Origin of the sequence: Streptomyces sp. 2323.1, from assembly GCF_900221035.1 — a bacterium.
Taxonomy (GTDB): Bacteria; Actinomycetota; Actinomycetes; order Streptomycetales; family Streptomycetaceae; genus Streptomyces; species Streptomyces sioyaensis.
This window is the reverse complement of record NZ_LT907981.1, coordinates 3965479-3986347: the sequence shown is the minus strand read 5'-3', so window position 1 is coordinate 3986347 and position 20869 is coordinate 3965479. Positions and strand designations below refer to the sequence as shown.

Annotated in this window: 15 protein-coding genes; 4 read left to right on the top strand and 11 right to left on the bottom strand. The window is 68.1% G+C overall.

All coding sequences use genetic code 11. The annotated features are described in order from the left end of the window. Nucleotides 1-158 precede the first annotated feature (158 nt). A complete protein-coding gene (locus CPH93_RS16920) occupies nucleotides 159-776 on the top strand; it encodes a GNAT family N-acetyltransferase (protein ID WP_093484169.1) in 618 nt (205 codons plus the stop codon). Nucleotides 777-857: 81 nt separating this feature from the next. On the opposite strand, the gene trxA is transcribed toward CPH93_RS16920, so the two are convergent. From trxA to CPH93_RS16885, 7 genes are all read right to left on the bottom strand, one after another. After that, nucleotides 858-1184 (bottom strand): thioredoxin, encoded by a 327-nt coding sequence (trxA, locus tag CPH93_RS16915; RefSeq protein ID WP_006604416.1) that lies wholly within the window; start codon nucleotides 1182-1184, stop codon nucleotides 858-860. A 46-nt stretch (nucleotides 1185-1230) separates the two neighbouring features. Then, the gene (gene trxB, locus CPH93_RS16910; RefSeq protein ID WP_006604415.1) at nucleotides 1231-2205 is read right to left on the bottom strand and encodes a thioredoxin-disulfide reductase; all 975 of its coding nucleotides are present in this window, start codon (nucleotides 2203-2205) and stop codon (nucleotides 1231-1233) included. Nucleotides 2206-2320: 115 nt separating this feature from the next. Beyond that, complete coding sequence (locus CPH93_RS16905; protein WP_096213338.1) at nucleotides 2321-3265, bottom strand: anti-sigma factor family protein; 945 nt, start codon at nucleotides 3263-3265, stop codon at nucleotides 2321-2323. After that, on the bottom strand, nucleotides 3262-3945 hold the full coding sequence (gene sigM, locus CPH93_RS16900) for an RNA polymerase sigma factor SigM (RefSeq protein WP_093484171.1): 684 nt from the start codon (nucleotides 3943-3945) through the stop codon (nucleotides 3262-3264). Before sigM ends, CPH93_RS16905 begins: the two co-directional genes overlap by 4 nt. A gap of 190 nt (nucleotides 3946-4135) precedes the next feature. After that, nucleotides 4136-5848 carry a protein kinase family protein gene (locus tag CPH93_RS16895; protein ID WP_093484172.1) on the bottom strand — a complete coding sequence of 571 codons (1713 nt, stop codon included), beginning with the start codon at nucleotides 5846-5848 and terminating at the stop codon, nucleotides 4136-4138. A gap of 107 nt (nucleotides 5849-5955) precedes the next feature. Beyond that, nucleotides 5956-8133: a murein biosynthesis integral membrane protein MurJ gene (gene murJ, locus CPH93_RS16890; RefSeq protein ID WP_096213337.1), complete on the bottom strand. Its 2178-nt coding sequence runs from the start codon at nucleotides 8131-8133 to the stop codon at nucleotides 5956-5958. 46 nt (nucleotides 8134-8179) lie between these two features. Then, nucleotides 8180-10465 (bottom strand): DUF6049 family protein, encoded by a 2286-nt coding sequence (locus CPH93_RS16885; RefSeq protein ID WP_096213336.1) that lies wholly within the window; start codon nucleotides 10463-10465, stop codon nucleotides 8180-8182. A gap of 250 nt (nucleotides 10466-10715) precedes the next feature. Here CPH93_RS16885 and CPH93_RS16880 point away from each other — a divergent pair, with 250 nt between their 5' ends. Further along, nucleotides 10716-12191, top strand: a complete 1476-nt coding sequence (locus CPH93_RS16880) for a CCA tRNA nucleotidyltransferase (protein ID WP_093484175.1) — start codon at nucleotides 10716-10718, stop codon at nucleotides 12189-12191. A 108-nt stretch (nucleotides 12192-12299) separates the two neighbouring features. Here the strand turns inward: CPH93_RS16880 and CPH93_RS36185 are convergent, their stop codons facing one another. The 4 genes from CPH93_RS36185 to CPH93_RS16860 all read right to left on the bottom strand — a co-directional run bounded on the left by CPH93_RS36185 (nucleotide 12300) and on the right by CPH93_RS16860 (nucleotide 16148). Beyond that, entirely contained in the window at nucleotides 12300-12890 is a 591-nt protein-coding gene (locus tag CPH93_RS36185) for an LppU/SCO3897 family protein (protein ID WP_173909684.1), read from the bottom strand. A gap of 89 nt (nucleotides 12891-12979) precedes the next feature. Beyond that, nucleotides 12980-14260, bottom strand: coding sequence for an MFS transporter (locus CPH93_RS16870; RefSeq protein ID WP_093484176.1), 1281 nt, complete (start codon nucleotides 14258-14260; stop codon nucleotides 12980-12982). A gap of 78 nt (nucleotides 14261-14338) precedes the next feature. Continuing rightward, nucleotides 14339-15421: an inositol-3-phosphate synthase gene (locus CPH93_RS16865; RefSeq protein ID WP_096213335.1), complete on the bottom strand. Its 1083-nt coding sequence runs from the start codon at nucleotides 15419-15421 to the stop codon at nucleotides 14339-14341. A gap of 46 nt (nucleotides 15422-15467) precedes the next feature. Beyond that, on the bottom strand, nucleotides 15468-16148 hold the full coding sequence (locus tag CPH93_RS16860) for a PadR family transcriptional regulator (protein WP_093484178.1): 681 nt from the start codon (nucleotides 16146-16148) through the stop codon (nucleotides 15468-15470). A gap of 360 nt (nucleotides 16149-16508) precedes the next feature. Between CPH93_RS16860 and CPH93_RS16855 the strand changes: the two genes are divergently transcribed. Both CPH93_RS16855 and CPH93_RS16850 read left to right on the top strand, forming a co-directional pair. Next, nucleotides 16509-19172 (top strand): transglycosylase domain-containing protein, encoded by a 2664-nt coding sequence (locus CPH93_RS16855; RefSeq protein ID WP_231977385.1) that lies wholly within the window; start codon nucleotides 16509-16511, stop codon nucleotides 19170-19172. Between the two features lie 130 nt (nucleotides 19173-19302). Next, complete coding sequence (locus tag CPH93_RS16850; protein WP_096213334.1) at nucleotides 19303-20784, top strand: glycosyltransferase family 87 protein; 1482 nt, start codon at nucleotides 19303-19305, stop codon at nucleotides 20782-20784. The last annotated feature ends 85 nt before the right edge of the window (nucleotides 20785-20869 follow it).

Genomic DNA, 20869 nt, shown 5'->3' with positions numbered 1-20869 from the left:
GAGGAGAGGGCCATGCGATCGGTGAGCCGCACCGGACTGTTGGCCGCGGGGTTCAGCCTCGCAGCCGTTGGAGGATTCTTTGGAGGTCTGCTCAGAGAGCAGGCGGCACTGACGGTGCTGCGCGGTGCGGCAGGCGAGGGAAGTGAGGACCTGAGTTCATGGGCCGTCGGTTCGTACCGCTCACGCTGGACAACCTTCCGGATCTCCCCAAGCGCTGCCGCTCCTGTGTCTTCTGGGAGCTCGACCCCGTCAGCGGCGAGGCCGCGGTAAAGGCGGGTCGCCCCGAGCTGGAGAAGGAAGCCTGGATCTCGGCGGTACTGCTGGAGTGGGGGTCCTGCGGGCGGGTGGTCTATGTCGACGAGGTGCCCGTGGGCTTCGTGATGTACGCCCCACCGGCGTATGTGCCGCGCTCCACGGCTTTCCCCACCAGCCCGGTGTCGCCGGACGCGGTGCAACTGCTGACGGCCTGGCTGATTCCCGGCTACCAAGGCCAGGGGCTGGGACGGGTGATGGTGCAGACGGTCGCCAAGGACCTCATCCAGCGTGGTTTCAAAGCCATCGAGGCCTTTGGCGACGCCCGCTGGAGCGAGCCGGCATGTGTGCTGCCAGCTGATCATCTCCTTGCGGTGGGCTTCAAGACCGTTCGCCCTCACCCCCGCTTTCCCCGGCTTCGTCTTGAGCTGCGCAGCACCATCTCGTGGAAGGAAGACGTCGAGCTGGCGCTCGACCGATTGCTGGGTGCCGTGCAGAAGGAGCCCGCGCTGCGGCCGCTGTGAGGCGCTGTTTCCCGTGAAACAGAGAACGGGCCCACCCCGCGAGGGGGAGGGCCCGTTTCCCGTGAAACGTGACGGCGTGCCTCAGGCGAGGTAGTCCTCGAGGTCGCGCACGATCGCGGCCTTCGGCTTGGCGCCGACGATGGTCTTCACGACCTCGCCGCCCTGGTAGACGTTCATCGTCGGGATCGACATGACGCCGTACTTGGCGGTGGTCGCCGGGTTCTCGTCGGTGTTCAGCTTGGCGATGACGATCTCGTCATGCTCGGCGGCAATGGCCTCCAGGGACGGGGCGACCTGGCGGCACGGGCCGCACCAGGTGGCCCAGAAGTCCACGAGAACGGGCTTGTCGCTCTTGAGGACGACCTCTTCGAAGTTGTCGTCCGTGACGGTCACCGTGGCGCCGGCCATGGCAATCTCCTTACTGGGTGGGTGGTGGGAAAGCTGGGTGCGAGGGTCAGACGGAGGCGGTCTTGTCCGGCTCGGCCGTCGCCTCGCCGTCCGACAGCGCAGCTAGGAACCGCTCGGCGTCGAGGGCGGCGGAGCAGCCGGTGCCGGCCGCGGTGATCGCCTGGCGGTAGGTGTGGTCGACGACATCGCCGGCGGCGAAGACGCCGGTCAGGTTGGTACGCGTGCTGGGCGCATCGACCTTGAGGTAGCCGTCGTCGTCGAGCTTCAGCTGGCCCTTGAACAGCTCGGTCCGCGGGTCATGGCCGATTGCGATGAACAGTCCGGTGACGGGCAGCTCGGCGGTCTCGTCGGTCTTGAGGTTGCGCAGCGTCAGGCCCGACAGCTTGCTCTCGCCGTGGATCTCGGCGACCTCGCTGTCCCATACGAACTTGATCTTCGGGTCGGCGAAGGCACGCTCCTGCATCGCCTTGCTGGCGCGCAGGGTGTCACGGCGGTGGACGACCGTGACCGACTTGGCGAAGCGCGAGAGGAACGTGGCCTCCTCCATCGCGGTGTCGCCTCCGCCGATCACGGCGATGTCCTGGTCCTTGAAGAAGAAGCCGTCGCAGGTGGCGCACCAGGAGACGCCGCGGCCGGACAGCTCGTCCTCACGGGGCAGACCGAGCTTGCGGTGCTGGGAGCCGGTGCTGACGATCACGGTCTTCGCGCGGTGCACCGTTCCGGCAGAGTCGGTGACGGTCTTGATCTCGTCGGAGAGGTCGACCGCGGTGACGTCGTCCGGCACCAGCTCGGCGCCGAAGCGCTCGGCCTGGGCGCGCATGTTGTCCATCAGGTCCGGCCCCATGATGCCGTCGCGGAAGCCGGGGAAGTTCTCCACGTCGGTGGTGTTCATCAGCGCGCCTCCGGCGGTGACAGCACCTTCGAAGACGAGCGGCTTCAGGGACGCGCGGGCGGTGTAGAGCGCTGCGGTGTAGCCCGCGGGCCCGGAGCCGATGATGATCACGTTGCGGACGTCGCTCACGGGTGTCTTCCTTGTCTCTGCCGACTGCTTGCTGGGGCTCTCGGAATGTCTCACCCCACCCAACGGATCCTACGGGGCGAGCATTCCCGGAGTGTCACAGCGCACGTCTCGTCACTCAGTCTCGCTGGTACGAGTGCTTCAGCAGGACCGCCCCGGGAGCGGGTGGTGTGGCGGAGACACACGAGGACGCGATGACATAGGCAGAGACACGCTTCGGATCGGTCGGGTCCGGCAGCACCACGAGGTAAGCGTCCTTGCCCTGGTAGCGGGTGTGGCTGGACGCGAGCGGAGCTTCTGTACGCCCGATGCCCTGGCGTACACACGACGGAACGGTGTCGGCGCTGCCGCGCAGCGGGCTGTCGGGGGAGCTTCGGGTGCCGAGGTCCGGGGTTTTGTGCGAGCCCTTGGACGCCAGCAGATCGTCGACATGTGAGCCAAGGTTGGCGGCGGTCAGATCTCCTGCCGCCGTGGTGCTCTTCTCGGTGGTGGCATGGGGGTGGGGGGTGCTTGCCTGGGTGCCGTCGAGAGCGGCGTTCTGGAGGAGGAAGCCACCGAAGCTCAGGACCGCCGCGGCCGCTGCGGTCCCGAGCAGGATCCGGGGCCAGCGCCGAGCACGGGACGAGCGGCTCCCCGGCGATGGCCGACCCGGACCCGAGGAGCCCCGAGGGCGCCCGGCGGGCCGGGTGGGCGGCGTGGCACGGCTGGGCGGCTCGTCCTTGGTTTCACGTGAAACGGAGACCGGAGCGGTGACTGTTTCACGTGAAACAGTGACCCCGCCAGCGGGAGCGGTGGCATCCAGCAGCGCCTCGGCCGCGAGGGCGGCATCGATGCGACCGGTGACATCGGCCGGCATCCGCACCGGGCCGGGGAGCGTGCCGAGCAGCGTCCGGATCTCCTCCAGGGAGGCGTAGACGTCCGCACACAGCGCGCAGGTGGCGAGGTGGTGGCGCAGATCCGCGGTGCGGGCGGGGGACAGCAGCCCGTCCGTGAGGTCGGAGATCTCGGCGACCTCCGGGTGCTCGCCTGTGGGGTGCTCCCCCGTGCCGGTAGTCGATGTCACGCTCGCCCACCTCCGCCCTTCACGGCACCTGTGCCCTTGGGTCCTGCCGTCGGTGGGACGGATGTCCCCTGCGCCCGGTTCCTTCCCCCGCTCGCGGGTTTGCTACCCCCGTCGTCGGCGCGCAGATGGGTGACCAAGGGAAGGAGCCGAGCACGGCCTCGTGCACAGCGGCTTTTCACCGTGCCGGTGGGGATCTCGAGGATCGCCGCGGCTTCCGCGACGGGGTAGCCCTGCATATCGACGAGGACCAGAGCGGCCCGCTGTTCCTCGGGAAGGGTGCGCAGGGCACCGAGCAACTCGCGGTGCAGGTCCTCACGCTCGGCCGGCGCCGCGGCGGATTCCTCAGGTTCGAGAAGCTGCTCCAGCCGCTCGGTCTCGGCGACGGGCGAGGTGCGCCGCGAGGCGGCCTTGCGGGCCCGGTCCAGACACGCATTGACCGTAATGCGGTGCAGCCAGGTGGTGACGGCGGACTGGCCGCGGAAGGTATGGGCCGCGCGATAGGCGGACACCAGGGCGTCCTGCACGGCGTCGGCGGCTTCTTCGCGGTCGCCGAGGGTGCGCAGCGCCACCGCCCAGAGCCGGTCGCGATGGCGCCGGACGATCTCACTGAAGGCATCGGGATCGCCGGCGACGTGGCGGCTGAGGAGGTCTTGATCGCTGCAGTCGTCCAGCGAGCTCATGAAAAGACCCCCTCCCTTTGGGACTGACGTGATCTCACCAAGATCGTTCCTCGGTCGCAAGGCCCGCCGCACAGCTTATGGCACTACTTCGGCCCTGTCTGGGGCCACAAAGCAACCTGGCGCCGAACCGCATGGGTTCGGCGCCAGGTCTCTGCGCAGTCAGTGCCTCGCGCGCCGGCTCACCGGTCGCTCAGCCGGTGACCTTCACATCGGAAATTCCGCCTCGGAACCAGCCTGATTCCCCGTCGCTGGGCAGCTCGGTGATGTGGATCAGGACGTACTGGGTCTTCACCGGCTTGTCCAGCTTCACCGTCAGCTTGTCGCCGGCCTTCGACGACGTCGCGATCCGCTGGGAGAAGTCACTGAGAGAGGCCGGATTCGATGCGGAGGGGGCGGCGGCCAGAATCTCTGCGGTCTGCCCCGGGCGGTACATGCTGACCTGCACGCCGGAAACGTCCTTGGCGCTACCGAGGTCTATGACGACGCCGCTTCCGTCCTTGCGGTTCGGCAGGTTTCCGAAGTTCGGCCACCCCTTGAACCGCTTGGTGACCCACGCGGTCGACGGGTCGCCGTCCGCCGCGGCGGAGGCCTTGTCCGCGGAGAACGCCTCCGAGAGCGGGGAGAACTCCGTGGCTCCGGCGATCGGCAGGGTTTTCGCGGGCTTCTTCTTGGCGCCCTGCTGCGGCTGGGAGTTCTGCGGCTCGTCCTGGTCGTGTTCCCGCTTCAGCAGCGTGTCCGCCAGCTGCCAGCTGCCCAGCCCCAGCGCCGCGATGAGCAGGGCGGAGACGGACCACTTCAGGGCCCGGCCGGTGCGGCTCTGCAGCGGGGGCGGAGGCGTGGCGACCGGCTGCGTCTGCCGCGCGGACGGGCCGCTGTGGACCGACGTCTGCCGGTGACTGCCCTGCTGATACCCCGTGCGCTGGTACGGCGGCGGCGTGGTGAACGCCGTCTCCGGGGGCCGGATGCGCGGCATGGCCGCGACGGCCTTGGCCAGCTCCTCGGGGGTGGTGCAGGGCTGTTCCTGGCGGGAGGCCGTGGCGCCATCGTTGATCAGAGCGCGCATGGCGAGCTCGGACAGCCCGCGGTGCACGCCGGCACGGACCTGGTCGGGCGCGATGAGCCCGACGCCCTTCGGCAGGCCGGTGAGGCCGTGGGCGTCGTTCTCGTACGGCCAGCGCTGGGTCAGCGCGGCATAGAGCAGCGCGCCGATCGCCTCTGTGTCCGTGCGCTGCGGGTGCTCGCAGGTGATGCCGCGCAGTGCCGCCATGACGGCCAGGCCGCGGATGCGGTACTGCCCGGACTCCGTCCGCAGCACCGAGCCGGGGGTGATCCGCAGATGGGACAGCCCCTCGCGGTGCGCGGCGGCCATGGCCTGGGAGACCTGGCTGACGAGCTGGTAGGCGTCGTGCGGCTCCAGCGGGCCGTTGGCGAGCACCGTGGTGAGCTCGGTGGCGTCCGGCAGCCACTCGTGGACGACGTAGACGAGGTCGTTCTCCTCGACGGCGTCCAGAACCTGAACGAACCGGGGGTCGCCGAGCAGCGCCGAGGATCGGGCGGCGGACAGCACCGGCCGGGCCCGTGGGTGCTCGGCCGGCAGGATGTGTACGCCGACGGCGCGGCGCAGCTTTTCGTCGACCGCGCGCCAGCTGCTGAATCCGTCCAGACGGGTGACGCACTCCTCGAGGCGATAACGTCTGGCAAGCTTGTGGCCGCTGTGCAGTTCCGGTGGCTGGGCTTCGATCGCCTCGGCACACTCCTCGTCGGTGCCTGCGGCGTCGTTTTCCCTGCCGGATACCTTCTCGGCCTTAGCACCGTCGTCCGTGGCCTTACCCGCCTTGGCGGTCAGCGGTTCTTCACCGCTCGTGTCAGCCACGTCGACGGCAGCCGTGCTCCGTTCCGCCACCGTCGTTCCTGCCTCCCCATCCGTTGCAGGCTCAATGAGCCAAGACAATTGTGCCCACAGTCCGCCACTATGCACGACACACGGTGGCAGTCGATGGTTGTGCTCTTTCAGCGCCCCAGCTTCGACCGGACCATGCCGACCAGGGCGTTCAGTTCCTCGATGCGCATTTTGCGTGCGGCTACGTAGAACACGGCCAGAAGTGCGGCGGCGCCGACGACCAGAGCGGCCAGCGACCCGAGGACACCGCTGCCGAGCGTCTGCATGATGCCGTAGACCGCGGCACCCGAGATGATCGTGGCCGGGATGCTCGCGCCGGCCAGCCGGGCGTAGGTCCGGACGACGTGCGCGGTGTCGAGGTCGCCGTCCATCCGCTTGCTCAGACGCTGCCAGGCCACGCCGACGCCGATGATGTACGCCAGGCCGTAGGAGGCAGCCATGCCGACCACGGCCCAGCGGGCGGGCAGGATCAGGAAGCACAGGGCGGAGGCCGCGGCGTTCACGGCGGCGACGATCACCGTGTTGTAGAAGGGGGTGCGGGTGTCCTCGTACGCGTAGAAGGCGCGCAGGACGACGTACTGCACCGAGAACGGGATCAGGCCCACGCCGAAGGCCATCAGCATGTAGCCCATCGGGACCCCGGCGCCGGACGAGCCGTAGACCAGCGTGCACAGCGGGATGCCGAGGGACAGGAAGCCGAACGAGATCGGGACGATGGCGACGGCGGAGGTGCGCAGGCCCTGCGACATGTCGTCGCGGACGGCCCCGGCGTCACCGTCGTGCGCGGACCGTGCCAGCCGCGGCAGCAGCGCCGCCATCACGGAGACGGTGATGATCGCCTGTGGCATGTTCCAGATCAGCTGGGCGCTGGCGTACGAGATGAAGCCGGTGCCCGGGTGCCCCTGGTCGTTGGCGGTGTTGCCGGCCCAGGTGGAGAGCTGGGTGACGACGAGGACGCCCGCCTGGTTGGCGAGCACGAACAGCACGGTCCACTTGGCGAGCTTGGCGGCCTTGCCCAGGCCGTGGCCCCGCCAGTCGAAGCGCAGCCGGAGCTTGAAGTCGGCGTCGCGCAGGTACGGGATCATGGCCAGCGCCTGGACGACGAGCCCGAGGAGGGTGCCGATGCCCAGCAGCCGGATGCCCTCGTCGGGGATGGTGGTGACGCCGATGTGCGAGGTCTTCGCGGTGCCGTAGACCCAGATGAACAGGCCGAAGGTGGCGATCATGACGATGTTGTTGAGGACCGGGGTCCACATCATCGCGCCGAAGCGGCCACGGGCGTTGAGGATCTGGCCCATCACCACATGCAGGCCCATGAAGAAGATCGTGGGCACGCAGTAGCGGGTGAACGCGACCGCGACCTCGTTGGCCGCCGGGTCGCGGGAGATGTCGAGGGAGACCAGTTTCACCAGGAGTGGCGCGGCCACGACCGCCAGGACCGTCAGCACGCCGAGGACCACGATGACCAGGGTCAGCAGCCGGTTGGCATAGGCCTCGCCGCCGTCGTCGTCCTCCTTCATCGCGCGCACCAGCTGCGGCACGAAGACGGAGTTCAGACCGCCGCCGATGGTCAGGATGAAGATCATCGTCGGAAGCTGGTAGGCGACCTGCCAGGAGTCACCCAGCACCGCACCACCGAGCGCCGCGACGATCAGCGCCGAGCGGACGAAGCCGGTCAGACGGGAGACCATCGTGCCGGCGGCCATCACCGCGCTGGACTTGAGCAGGCCGGAGGCCCGGCCACCGGACGGCTTGCCGGCCGCCGCCACGGGGGCGGGCTCCGGCTCCGGCGTGGGCTGCTGCGGTACGGCCTCCGGGCCGGGTGCCGCGGGCGGGTGCTGGGGCTCGTAGTGCTGCTGGTCCCGGTAGAGATGCGCGAAGGCATCCGGCTCCGGACGTTCCTGGGAAGCCTGGGTGATCAGGTCGTCGACGCCCACGAACTGGGTGGTCGCCGCGGCGTCGCCGTACGGGAGGTTGCGGCTGGGCCCCTGGGGCTCGGGCGGCGGAGGTGAGGCCCACAGCTGCGGATCGGGGGCGTGCCGGCCGGCAGCAGGCTGCTGGTAGAGCGGCTGTGTGGGCTGCCCTGGCGGCGGGTGCGCGGCGCGGTCGTAGAGCGCCTCGGTCACCGGATCCTGTGCCGTGGGGTCCTGGGCACGGTGCGGATCGTTGCGGTAGGCGTCCTGGACGTAGGGGTCCTGGTCTGCGGGCAAGGGGGGCGTCGGAGGGACCGGCCCGTTGGGGTCGCCACTGGCGCCCCGGCCCCGGTCACCGTCGTACGGCGAATTCATCGCTGCCCCACCTCATCCGTAGCCGGCCATCCGGCCCCGCCATCTATCAACGGTCTACTTTCTCACCTGAGCCGGACGGGTCGGAGCTTTCCGAACCGGTGTCCGGCGTGGGGTCACTCGGCTGCTCGGGCTCGTCGCCGTCCGTGCCGCCGTTGTCGCCGTCCGTGCCCGTATCGCCGTCGGTCCCGTCTCCGTCGGTTCCGTCCCCGTCGGATCCCTCTCCGTCGGTTCCGTCCTCGGCAGGCCGGCCGGCTGCCCGCTTGCGCTGGAGGTAGATCCGCACGCCGGCGAGGACGAGCAGCAGCACGCCGCCCGCGATGACGAGCATCACCGTCGCGGTGATCTCCGTGACGTTCACCTGGAACGTCATGGGGTCACCGTAGGGCTTTCCGTCCGATGTGTAGAGCTGGGCGGTCACCCACGCCCGGCCGTTCGCATTCGCTGTGGTGTCGAACTTGAACGACTGGCTGTGCCCGCCGTCCACGGTGATCGTCTGCGGCTTCCCTGCGTCCAGACGGTTCGGCTGGGAAGAGGTCAGCTTCAGCGTCATGTCCTTGACGCCCTGGACCAGGTTGTTCTGGACCGTCACCGGAATCGTGGCGCTGCGCCCGGAGAGCGTCGCCTCCGACTTCTGGATCAGGTGCACCTTCTTGGTCAGGCCGTCGAGGTAGCTGCGGACGGAGTGACGGAACGCCTTGGCGCCGGTGGGATCACCCCGCCACTGCGTCGACATCTCCCGCATTATGGCGTTGCCGAACGGGGTCACCACGCGCTCCGGCTGGGCCAGGATCACCTGGTAGTCGTCCAGCGCGGACTGGGTGCCCTGGATCTGCCGGAAGGCCTCGGTGGGGAGTTCCTGTCGGCGCAGCGACGACGGATAGGAGCTGCCGCTCGGGACGTGACGGGTGGCCGCGCGGTCGGGCTTGGCCTTGGCCGCGCCGCCGAGGTTCAGCGGCTGGGTCCAGCGGTCGGACTGCTTGAGATCCCGTAGCGCGGTGGCCATCGCCTGGGCCTGGCTGACCGACGGCATGCGCTGCGGTGCGACGACGATGCTGCGCTGTCGGCCCGGGTCCTCAAGGTTGATCATCTCGGTCTGGGCGAGGAACTCCTGGACCGCGTGGGCGGAGTTTCCCGCCTTCGACATGTCGCCTTCGAAGGCCCGCGAGAGCTGCGCATCCGCGACGACGGCGGTATTGCCGCCGCCGATGGGGCGGGCGGCCGTCGGGGTGTAGGACAGCCCGCCGGCCTCGCGGAGGCTGTCGCTGCGGGTGATCACGTTGTGCGCACCAGCCGAGGTCGCGACATCGACGATGGAGGAGTCGATCGCGCCGTCGACGGGCCAGGCGAAGTCCGTGCGCGGTTTGAGGCCGAGGATCGTGTCCACGGTCTTGTCGGCGAGGTCGGTGGCCGGGCCGAGGTGGCTGAGCGCGCTGGGCACGCCCTTGCCGTGGTGGGCCAGCGAGGCCAGGTCGGGGTCGGCGAAGGGCAGCGCGACCACCTCGTGCGTCTTGACCGCTTCCTCGAGTTCGTGCAGCCACTGCTTGGCGACCGCCTGGTTCTTGCCCATGGGGCCGTCCGGGCCGTTCACCCGGTACGACTTGGTCATCGCGTCGACCGTGGCGAGCAGGTCGGGATCGATGACGAAGGTCACCGGGAGGTTCTTGCCGAGCGCGACCATCTGCTGCAGCCGGCCACCGGGCGCGAGTTCGGCAGCGAGGTCGTCGTCACGGAAAACCGGTGTCTGCTGGGCGTCGGCGTCGGTCTCCGCGGTGAGGTGCGTGGAGGAGACCAGCGGCCACATGTACGTGAGCTGCGTCTTCTTCTCGGCGTCGGACTCCTGCCAGGGGAGGAACGTCCGGTCGAAACCGAGGACCTGCCCCGACGGTGCGGCCGCGGAGCGCCCTGACAGAGAGATACCGAGCTGGTACACCCCGTCCTTGCCGAGGTCGAGATCCTTGACCGGCACGCTGAGGCTGAAGGGCTGGCTGACGCCGGGCTCCAGCTTGCCGATCTTCTCGGTGCGCCCGTCGACTGCTTCGCCGTCCGCGCCCGGCAGATAGCCGGTGCGACGGGACAGGCTCTCGATGGAGCTGCGGCCGCCGATGGGGCCGCCGCGGTGCATGGCGACCTTGGCGTCCGTGATCGTGCTGCGGCCGTCGTTGATCAGCGTGCCGGAGACGGTGACCGTATCGCCCTTGGACGGAGCGGCCGGGGACATCGAGTCGATCGTCACATCGACCGTCCGAGAGCCGGTGGGAGCCGCCTGGGCGGAGGGAGCGTGCGGGACCTGGAGCAGCCCCACGAGAAGGAGCACTCCAGTGAGCAGTGTCACGGTCCTTCGCAGCCATCGACCACGCGGCCGTTCAGTCGCCTGGAACCCTGCCGCCTCGGCCACGCGCTCGCCCGTCCCTCGTCGTCGTCTGTGGTCGTTCGGAATGTGCGTCCACGAATGGTAACGAGGCCCGCCGCGCCGGAGTGCCAGGGACTGCTCCACATGATGGCGGCGCAGCGGGCAGTGCGCCCAGCCTGTCCCCTTTATTACGTGACGCCTGGGGCTGCGCGGCCACGTACCCTGTTTTGTTGTGCCGAACGCCAACAATGACCTCCCCGCCCCGCTCTCCGAGCGGACCCCGCAGTCGACGAACGCGCTGAACCATGTGCAGCGTCGTGCCGTGAGCGAGCTGCTGCGGGTGTCCCCCGTTGCGGATGACCTGGCCCGTCGATTCCAGGAGGCCGGGTTCACACTTGCCCTGGTCGGCGGGTCGGTCCGGGATGCGCTGCTGGGCCGGCTCGGCAATGACCTGGACTTCACCACCGATGCCCGCCCCGAAGACGTCCTCAACATCGTCCGTCCCTGGGCCGATGCGGTCTGGGAGGTCGGTATCGCCTTCGGGACGGTCGGTTGCAAGAAGGACTCGTTCGACATTGAGGTCACGACCTACCGTTCCGAGGCATACGACCGCACCTCTCGCAAGCCGGAAGTGTCGTACGGGGACACCATCGAGCAGGATCTGGTGCGCCGGGATTTCACGGTGAACGCCATGGCGGTGCTGCTGCCGCAGAAGGAGTTCGTCGACCCGCACGACGGTCTGGAGGACCTGGCGGCGCGCGTGCTGCGGACGCCGGGGACGCCGCAGGAGTCGTTCTCCGATGACCCGCTGCGGATGCTGCGGGCAGCCCGCTTCGCCGCGCAGCTGGACTTCGAGGTCGCGCCCGAGGTCATCGCCGCGATGAAGGCGATGTCGGACCGTATCGAGATCGTCTCCGCGGAGCGCGTGCGGGACGAGCTGAACAAGCTGATCCTGGCTCCGCACCCGCGCGAGGGACTGCGACTGCTCGTCGATTCGGGCCTGGCCGACCAGGTCCTGCCCGAGCTGCCCGCACTGCGGCTGGAGAGTGACGAGCATCACCGTCACAAGGACGTCTACGAGCATTCGCTGACGGTCCTGGAGCAGGCGATCGACCTCGAGGAGGACGGCCCCGATCTTGTGCTGCGGCTGGCTGCCCTGCTGCATGACATCGGCAAGCCCAGGACGCGACGCTTCGAGCAGGACGGCCGGGTCTCCTTCCACCACCACGAGGTGGTGGGCGCGAAGATGACCAAGAAGCGGATGACCGCTCTGAAGTACTCCAACGACATGATCAAGGACGTCTCGCGGCTGGTGGAGTTGCATCTGCGCTTCCACGGCTATGGGACGGGCGAGTGGACGGACTCCGCGGTCCGCCGGTATGTGCGGGACGCCGGCCCGCAGCTGGAGCGGCTGCACAAGCTCACCCGCTCGGACTGCACCACCCGCAACAAGCGCAAGGCCGGTGCCCTGTCGCGCGCCTATGACGGGCTTGAGGAGCGCATCGCGCTGCTGCAGGAACAGGAAGAGCTGGACGCGATCCGCCCGGATCTGGACGGCAACGACATCATGGAGATCCTGGGGCTTCGCCCGGGTCCCGAGGTCGGCAAGGCCTACAAGCAGATGCTGGAGCTTCGGCTGGAGCACGGTCCCATGGATCGTGAGGCGGCCATCGCCGCGCTGAAGGAGTGGTGGGCCACTCAGAGCTGATGTTTCACGTGAAACGTGCGGTCGATCAGCCGTCACGTTTCACGTGAAACGAGGAGCGGTGTTTCACGTGAAACACCGCTCCTCGCCTATCCGATGCCGTCAGGTCGGCTACTTCGCGGCGGTCAGGCAGAGCACCATGGCGGTGTCGGCGCGCCTGCGACGGTGCGTTTCCTTGACGTAGGCCGGCTGACCCGCGGGGCACACCGACGTGTCCGAGGTGCCGTTGTGCACGGCGGTCACCTTGTACTGGGCCTTCGAGGTTCCGCAATCCACCACTTCGAGGCCGTCATCGAGCGAGCTGCTGGACTTGTGCACGCAGTCGCCGACCTCGGCGGATTCTGCGTCGTCCATGCTGCTGATCCAGCCGACGGCGATGACGATCAGCCCGAGGACGAGCCCGATGCCCTTCAAGATGGCCTTGGGGGACCGGCTCTTGGCGGGCCGCGGCGGCGGCACGGGAGGCCCGCCCTGCATGTACGGCTGCTGCGGAGCCATGGGGTAACCCGGCTGCGGTTGCTGCCCGTACGGAGCCTGCGGCTGCGGGGGGTGGGGGTAGCCGCCCTGGGGCTGGCCATAAGGAGCCTGCGGCGCTTGCGGTGCCTGCGGATAGGGGTTCTGCCCGTAGGGCGGCTGTCCGTACGGCTGCTGTCCGTACGGCGCCTGGCCGTACGGATTCGCGCCCTGAGGCGGCGTGGTCATGGGATTCCCCCGGTTTTGATGTGTACAGGCTTGTGTAGGACGCCCGTAAGGTATCCGGTCCGGGGGCCCTGCCGCAGAAGCCGGGGTACTCATCGCACGGCGGACGGCCTCTCTCCGCGGCCGAAGCGGACCACTGCCGCGGCCACCAGCGCGTACAGCACGGTCACCACGCCCAGCAGCGCGATGGACCGTCCGTCCGGAGGCAGCATGAGGGCCGCGACTGCGGCAGCGCCGACGTAGGCGACGTTGAAAAGGACGTCGTAAATGGCGAAGATCCGGCCGCGGAAGGCGTCGTCGACAGAGGACTGGACGATGGTGTCCGTGGAGATCTTGGTCCCTTGTGTGCTGAGGCCGAGCACGAACGCGGCCGCCAGCATCGGGCCCGGCGTGAAGAACAACCCGAGAGACGGCACCAGCACCGCGTCCATCGCGGCACAGCAGACGATCCAGCCGAACGCGGTAAGCCGTGTGACGGCCCAGGGCGTGACGACAGCGGCGGTGAAGAAACCTCCACCGGACACCACGACCGCGATCCCGAGCAGTGCCAGGCCCTCGGATTCGGTGTCGGACCAGGAGTACCGGCACAGCATCAGCACCATGACCGTCAGGGCTCCGTAGCAGAACCGGATCAAGGTCATCGCGAGCAGCGCGCGCGCCGCGGTGCGCCGTTCGGCGAGATGGCGCAGACCCTCCACAAGTCCCCGCGCCGTGCTCAACAGGGCTTCCCGCAGATGCGGTTGGAGGCGTGCGGGGTCGGGGCCGAGCAGCTGCGGTGTCATGCGCAGCGAGGTGAGGGCCGAACAGAAGTAGAGCGCCGCGGCGAGCAGCACGACGAACGCGTCCACATCCGAGCCGGCCAGCCGGATGGCGAAAGCGAGCCCGCCGCCGGCCGTCGCGGCGAGCGTTCCGGCAGTGGGGGCAAGGGAGTTGGCCATGACCAGCTGTTGTCCCCCGTCGACCACTCTGGGGAGCGCGGCCGAGAGCCCGGCCAGGACGAAGCGGTTCACGGCGGTCACGGACAGGGCCGAGACGTAGAAGAGCCCGTCAGGGACCTCCGACACGATCAGCGCCGCGGTCACCATGGCCAGCAGGGTCCGCAGCAGATTGCCGTACAGCAGGACCTGACGGCGCCGCCAGCGGTCGAGCAGCACCCCGGTGAACGGCCCGAGGAGTGAGTACGGCAGCAGCAGGATCGCCATGGCGGAGGCGATGGCTGCGGGCGAGGTCTGCTTCTCGGGTGAGAAGACGACGAACGTCGCGAGTGCGACCTGGAACACCCCGTCGGCCGCCTGGGACAGAAGCCGTACGGCAAGGAGCGAACGGAAGTCGCGTAGCCGGAGGAGTACGGACAGGGCGCGCACCGCATGCATGAGGCACAGCCTCACACAGCCCGCAGGCCTCCGGGTGGAATACCCGGAGGCCTGCGGAGGGAGAGTGTGTCGGGCGCCTCAGCGCTCGACCTCGCCGCTGATGAACTTCTCGACGTTCTCCCGCGCCTCGTCGTCGAAGTACTGCACCGGCGGCGACTTCATGAAGTACGAGGAAGCGGAGAGGATCGGGCCACCGATGCCCCGGTCCTTGGCGATCTTCGCGGCGCGCAGGGCGTCGATGATGACTCCGGCGGAGTTCGGGGAGTCCCAGACCTCGAGCTTGTACTCCAGGTTCAGCGGGACGTCACCGAAGGCACGGCCCTCGAGCCGGACGTAGGCCCACTTGCGGTCGTCCAGCCAGGCGACATAGTCCGAGGGGCCGATGTGGACGTTGTCCTCGCCCAGTTCACGGTCGCGGATCTGGGAGGTGACGGCCTGCGTCTTGGAGATCTTCTTGGACTCCAGGCGCTCGCGCTCGAGCATGTTCTTGAAGTCCATGTTGCCGCCGACGTTCAGCTGCATCGTGCGGTCCAGGATGACGCCCCGGTCCTCGAAGAGCTTGGCCATCACACGGTGCGTGATCGTGGCGCCGACCTGCGACTTGATGTCGTCACCGACGATCGGGACGCCGGCCTCGGTGAACTTGTCCGCCCACTCCTTGGTGCCGGCGATGAAGACCGGGAGGGCGTTGACGAAGCCGACCTTGGCGTCGATGGCGCACTGGGCGTAGTACTTCGCCGCGTCCTCGGAGCCGACGGGGAGGTAGCAGACCAGGACGTCGACCTGCTTGTCCTTGAGGACCTGGACGACGTCGACCGGGGCCTCGGTGGACTCCTCGATGGTCTGGCGGTAGTACTTGCCCAGGCCGTCGAGGGTGTGACCGCGCTGGACCGTCACGCCGGCGTTCGGCACATCGCAGATCTTGATGGTGTTGTTCTCGCTGGCGCCGATGGCATCCGCGAGGTCGAGCCCGACCTTCTTGGCGTCGACGTCGAAGGCGGCCACGAACTCGATGTCACGCACGTGGTAGTCGCCGAACTGCACGTGCATGAGGCCGGGCACGCGGCTCTTCGGGTCGGCGTCCTTGTAGTACTCGACGCCCTGTACCAGCGAGGCGGCGCAGTTGCCCACGCCGACGATGGCTACGCGAACCGAACCCATTCCGGTTGCTCCCTGTGATCTCGATGAGGCTCCGCACGACGGAACCTCATGTGGTGGTGTCATCGGACGGATCCGGCCGGGAACCACCCCGGTGCCGGGGCAGGCCGCCCGTATCTCCTGACTGGTGCTTGCTGTCCTGCGCTGCGGGATCCGGTGCGCGCTGATCGCGCCCGGCACGCTCACTTTCGATGAGCTCGTTCAGCCAACGGACTTCGCGCTCCACGGACTCCATGCCGTGCCGCTGCAATTCGAGGGTGTAGTCGTCCAGCCGCTCGCGGGACCTGGCCAGGGAGGTGCGCATCCGCTCGAGGCGCTCCTCCAGCCGGCTGCGGCGGCCTTCCAGCACACGCATCCGCACGTCCCGCGACGTCTGGCCGAAGAATGCGAAGCGGACGCCGAAGTGCTCGTCCTCCCACGCATCCGGTCCGGAGTGGGCGAGCAGTTCTTCGAAGTGCTCTTTGCCCGCTGCGGTCAATCGGTAGACGATCTTGGCCCGGCGCCCTGTCAGCGCCGCGGCCGGTACGGCCTCCGGGGCGCCGTCCGTCTCCTCGATGAGCCAGCCGTTGGCGACCAGCGCCTTGAGACAGGGGTAGAGGGTGCCATAGCTGAACGCACGGAAGACCCCGAGCGAGGTGTTGAGCCGTTTCCGCAGCTCATAGCCGTGCATCGGGGATTCGCGGAGCAGGCCGAGGACGGCGAACTCAAGGATGCCGGAACGTCTGCTCATCCTCCGCCTCCCTGGTCTGTGCGTTCTTTATGTCGTGCTGATGTATCGACTCGATACATCCAGACGATAGAACGGTCACCTGGGTGGAACAAGAGGGGGGATGGTGAACGGCGTCACATCACTGATTCGTGCTACTCAACCTGACTGATTTGGAGTGAATTTCAACACTGGGCAGGTTTTGGACGTGCGTAGTCTGTGCGGCATGCAGACTGCCGGGAACCGCGGGCCGATATCTGACGTCCTCGTCCTCGGTGTATTGCGGTTCGCGCCCCAGGTGCGAGCCGTGCATCGGGGGGACCTGAAGACAACTGCCGCCTTCAGGCGACGAGATAGCGCGCCTGCCCGAGGAGTATTCGTTCCATGAGCGAGCACCGTCGCAAACCGCCACAGCCGCAGAGTGGCGGACGTGCCGCGGCCCGACGCGCCGCACAGCCACCAGGGCGTCGTGGCGCCCCTTCGCGTGGCTCCGCCGCCGGTCCTGCTTCCCCCTCCGATCCGTACGGCGACGAGCCGCGGCAGGGTGGCCGTGCCGAGGCCCGCAGAGCCGCTCAGCGCAGCGGCCGCCGCAGGGCGCCCGAGTCTGCTGGGATGGGCTCCGGTGACGGAGCCGGTGGCCGCGGTGGCGGAGGCCGGCGCGGGGGCGGCGGCGGCCCCGAGGGAGGCCGCGGTCGCGGTCGCGGCAGCGGAAAGCCTGCCAAGAAGCGTCTGATCGATTACCCGCGCGCCCACCGCAGCGGCTGGCGGCGCTTTGTGCCGTCCTGGAAGCAGGTCGCCAGCCTGTGCGTCGGTTTCATAGGGCTGATCGTCGGCGTTTCCGGAGTCGCGCTGGCCGTGGTGCACGTTCCCGACGAAAGCCTGGCCGCCAAGTCGCAGAACAATGTCTATCTCTGGGCCAATGGCAAGGTCATGGCTCGCGACGGTGAGACAAACCGGCAAAACGTCACGATCAATGAAATTCCGCGTTCGATGCAGAATGCGGCAATCTCCGCGGAGAATGCCTCGTTCCGCACGGACTCGGGCGTGGACCCGATGGGTATTGCGCGCGCCGTGTTCAACATGGCCAAGGGCGGCGAGACCCAGGGCGGATCGACGATCACCCAGCAGTACGTGAAGAACGCGATGCTGAGCCAGCAGCAGACCCTCGACCGCAAGTTCAAGGAACTGTTCATCGCGATCAAGGTCGGCTGGTCGAAGAACAAGGACCAGATCCTTCAGGGGTACCTCAACACCAGCTACTACGGACGCGGGGCCTACGGCATCCAGGCCGCGGCTCAGGCGTACTACGGCGTGGACGCCGCCAAGCTGAAGCCGGACCAGAGCGCCTTCCTGGCCACTGTGCTCAAGGGCGCGGATCTGTATGACCCGGCGGGCGGTACCAGCCCGGGAGCCACCCGGGCGGCGAACACCAAGCGTGCCGAGGCGCGCTGGTCCTGGATCCTCGACCGCGAGGTCGACAACCACCTCATGTCGAAGGCGCAGCGGGAGTCGTACCGGGGGAAGTTCCCCAAGCCGAAGCTGCCGAAGCCGGTCGCCAGCAAGAGCGGTCAGATCGGCTACATGATGGACACCGCGAAGAAGTATGTGCTGAAGCACTCCGGGCTCAGTGAGGCGCAGTTCGACAAGGGCGGCTACACGATCCGGACGACCTTCGACGAGAAGCGCACCAATCAGCTCGAGACCGCGGTCAAGAAGGTCGACAAGCGGTACATCGACCCCAAGAAGCGCGCGAAGGACAAATACGTCCAGTTCGGTGGTGCCTCGGTGGTGCCGGGAGACGGCAAGATCGTCGCCCTGTACGGCGGTGAGGGCTACGACAAGGGCCACTTCAGCAACAACGCCGATACCTTCGGTGTGCCGGTCGGCTCGACCTGGAAGCCGTTCGTGCTCGCCGCGGCGATGAAGTACGGAACGGCCAAGAGCGAGGGCCAGCCGGTCTCGCCGGACAGCCGGTACAACGGCAATGACCACCTCAAGGTGAAGGACGCTGAAGGTAACTACGTTCGGAAGCGGGACGACTCGGTCTTCTACCAGGAGAACGAGAGCAACCACCCGTGGGGCTACATCCCCTTGACCAAGGCGATGGAGCAGTCCGTCAACACTCCGTTCGTGCAGCTCGGCATGGATGTCGGGATGAGCAAGGTCCGGGACATGGCACAGGCTGCGGGCATTGCGCCGGCCAGCTTCGACAAGAACCTGAACCCGTCCTTCGCACTGGGCACCTCCACGCCGAGCGCGATCCGGATGGCCGATGCCTACGCCACGTTTGCCGATTCCGGGACGAAGGTCGAGCCGTATTCGGTGACCAAGGTGACGTTCGAGGGCGAGGACCTGAAGGGCTTCGACAAGCCCAAGTCCGAGACCGGGATGGACTCCAACATCGCCAACAACGTGACCAAGGTGCTGCAGAACGTCATCCAGAACGGCACCGCGAAGGAAGCCAAGCGGCTGAACATGCCGGCAGCAGGCAAGACCGGTACCACCGACGAGAACAAGTCGGCCTGGTTCGTCGGCTACACCAAGCAGCTGTCGACATCCATCACGATGTTCCGTGAGGACGCACAGAACCCCCGTCAGCTGTCCATGAACGGTGTCGGTGGCTTCGACTCGATCCACGGTGGTGCGCTGCCCACCGAGGTGTGGACCGAGTACATGCTGCAGGCGATGAAGGGCGTCACGCCGGAGGACTTCCCGCCGGCCACGCCCATTGGGGACCGGGTGGACGAGGACGGCATGCCGACTCCGAAGCCGACCCCGACGCCGTCGGACACGCCGTCGAACACTCCGTCGGAGACTCCCAGCGAGTCCGCTCCCCCGACGAACTCGCCCAGCCCGAGCCCGTCGACCTCCTGCTCCTCCTGGGACCTCAACTGCAAGAACAGCGGTGGGACCGGTAACGGCGGAGGCAACGGAGGTGGAACAGGCGGACCTGGTGGACCGGGCGGTGGCACCGGAGGCACCAGTCCAACGCCTGCCCCGACGGACGCCACCGGTGGTGGCGGCTGGTTCGGCGGTCCGACCGGTTGATGAGCACCGACCGTTTCACGTGAAACGCTGAATGTTTCACGTGAAACGTGGAGCCACGAAGCCCCCGCCCGGCTTGTCCGGGCGGGGGCTTCGCCGTTTTCCGTCCACGGCCGTACGGCAGGATGGGGCCATGACGAGCGTGCGACGGGACGAGTCGGTGCGGCCGACGAAGCGGGATGAGGTGGCAGCGGCCGGCAGCGAGCTGATCGGAGGGCCGATCGGCTGGCACGCGCTGCTCGGAACGAGTTGGCTGAGCCCGGTACGGGTCATCGCGCTCGTCGCCATCGGCATGTTCGCGCTCGGCATGGTGCAGAAGCTGCCGTGCTACAACGGCGGCTGGTTCTTCGGTGCCACAAGCCAGTACACCCACGCCTGCTACTCCGACATCCCCCACCTCTATGCGGGGCGGGGCTTTGCCGAGGGGCTGATCCCGTACTTCGACCGGCTGCCCGGCGATATGGAGTATCTCGAGTATCCGGTGCTCACCGGTGTCTTCATGGAGGTTGCCTCCTGGATGACGCCGCACGCAGGCGGCATCCAGCAGCGCGAACAGATCTACTGGCTGGTCAACGCCGGCATGCTGATGATCTGCGCAGTCGTGATCGCCGTGTGCGTGACCCGCACCCACCGGCGGCGCCCCTGGGACGGCCTCCTGGTCGCCCTGGCGCCCGCCGCCGCCCTCACCGCCACCATCAACTGGGATCTCCTCGCGATCGCCCTGACCGCCGCCGGGATGCTGATGTGGTCACGCAGCCGGCCGCTGGCGGCCGGTGTCCTCATCGGGCTGGCCACCGCGGCCAAGCTGTATCCCGTGCTGCTGCTGGGCCCGCTGCTGGTGCTGTGCTGGCGCGCGGGAGCCTGGCGCGCCTACCGGAAGGCGGTGGCCGGTGCCCTGGTGTCCTGGCTGGTGGTGAATCTCCCGGTGATGATCACGCATGACGCCGCGGGCTTCCATATCCGGGAGGGCTGGGCGAAGTTCTACACGTTCAGCCAGGAACGGCCCATCGACTTCGGTTCGGTCTGGCTGCTGATCTCGCAGCGCACCGGGAATCCCCTGGAGAACGCCAATACCTACGCCACCCTGCTGATGATCCTCGGCTGCGGCGCCATCGGCCTGCTGGCCCTCTATGCGCCGCGCCGGCCGCGCTTCGCTCAGCTGGCGTTCCTCGTCGTGGCGCTGTTCATCCTCACCAACAAGGTCTACTCCCCGCAGTACGTCCTGTGGCTGACCCCACTCGCCGCGCTGGCCCGGCCGCGCTGGCGGGACTTCCTGATCTGGCAGGCCTGCGAGGTCATGTACTTCCTGGGGATCTGGATGTACCTCGCCTACACGGGAAACGGCGACAAGCACCAGGGGCTCCCCACGGAGGGATACCAACTGGCCATCGCCCTGCACCTCTTGGGCACCCTCTACCTGTGTGCCGTGGTGGTACGGGACATCTGGCTGCCGGAGCGCGACGTGATCCGCAGGGACGGGGACGACGACCCCTCGGGCGGAGTCCTGGACCACAGCCCTGATGTGTTCGTGCTCGGAAGGACCCACCACCAGCCGCGGCATGCGATGCAGTTCGAGGCGGCACCACGGGTGCGCTGGGGCGCCGTACGGGAATGAGCGGGCACCGGCGTGGTGCACCGAGGGCCCGGTGCCGCAGGGAATGTCTGCGGCACCGGGCCCTCGGTCTGTCCGGGCGGGGCCT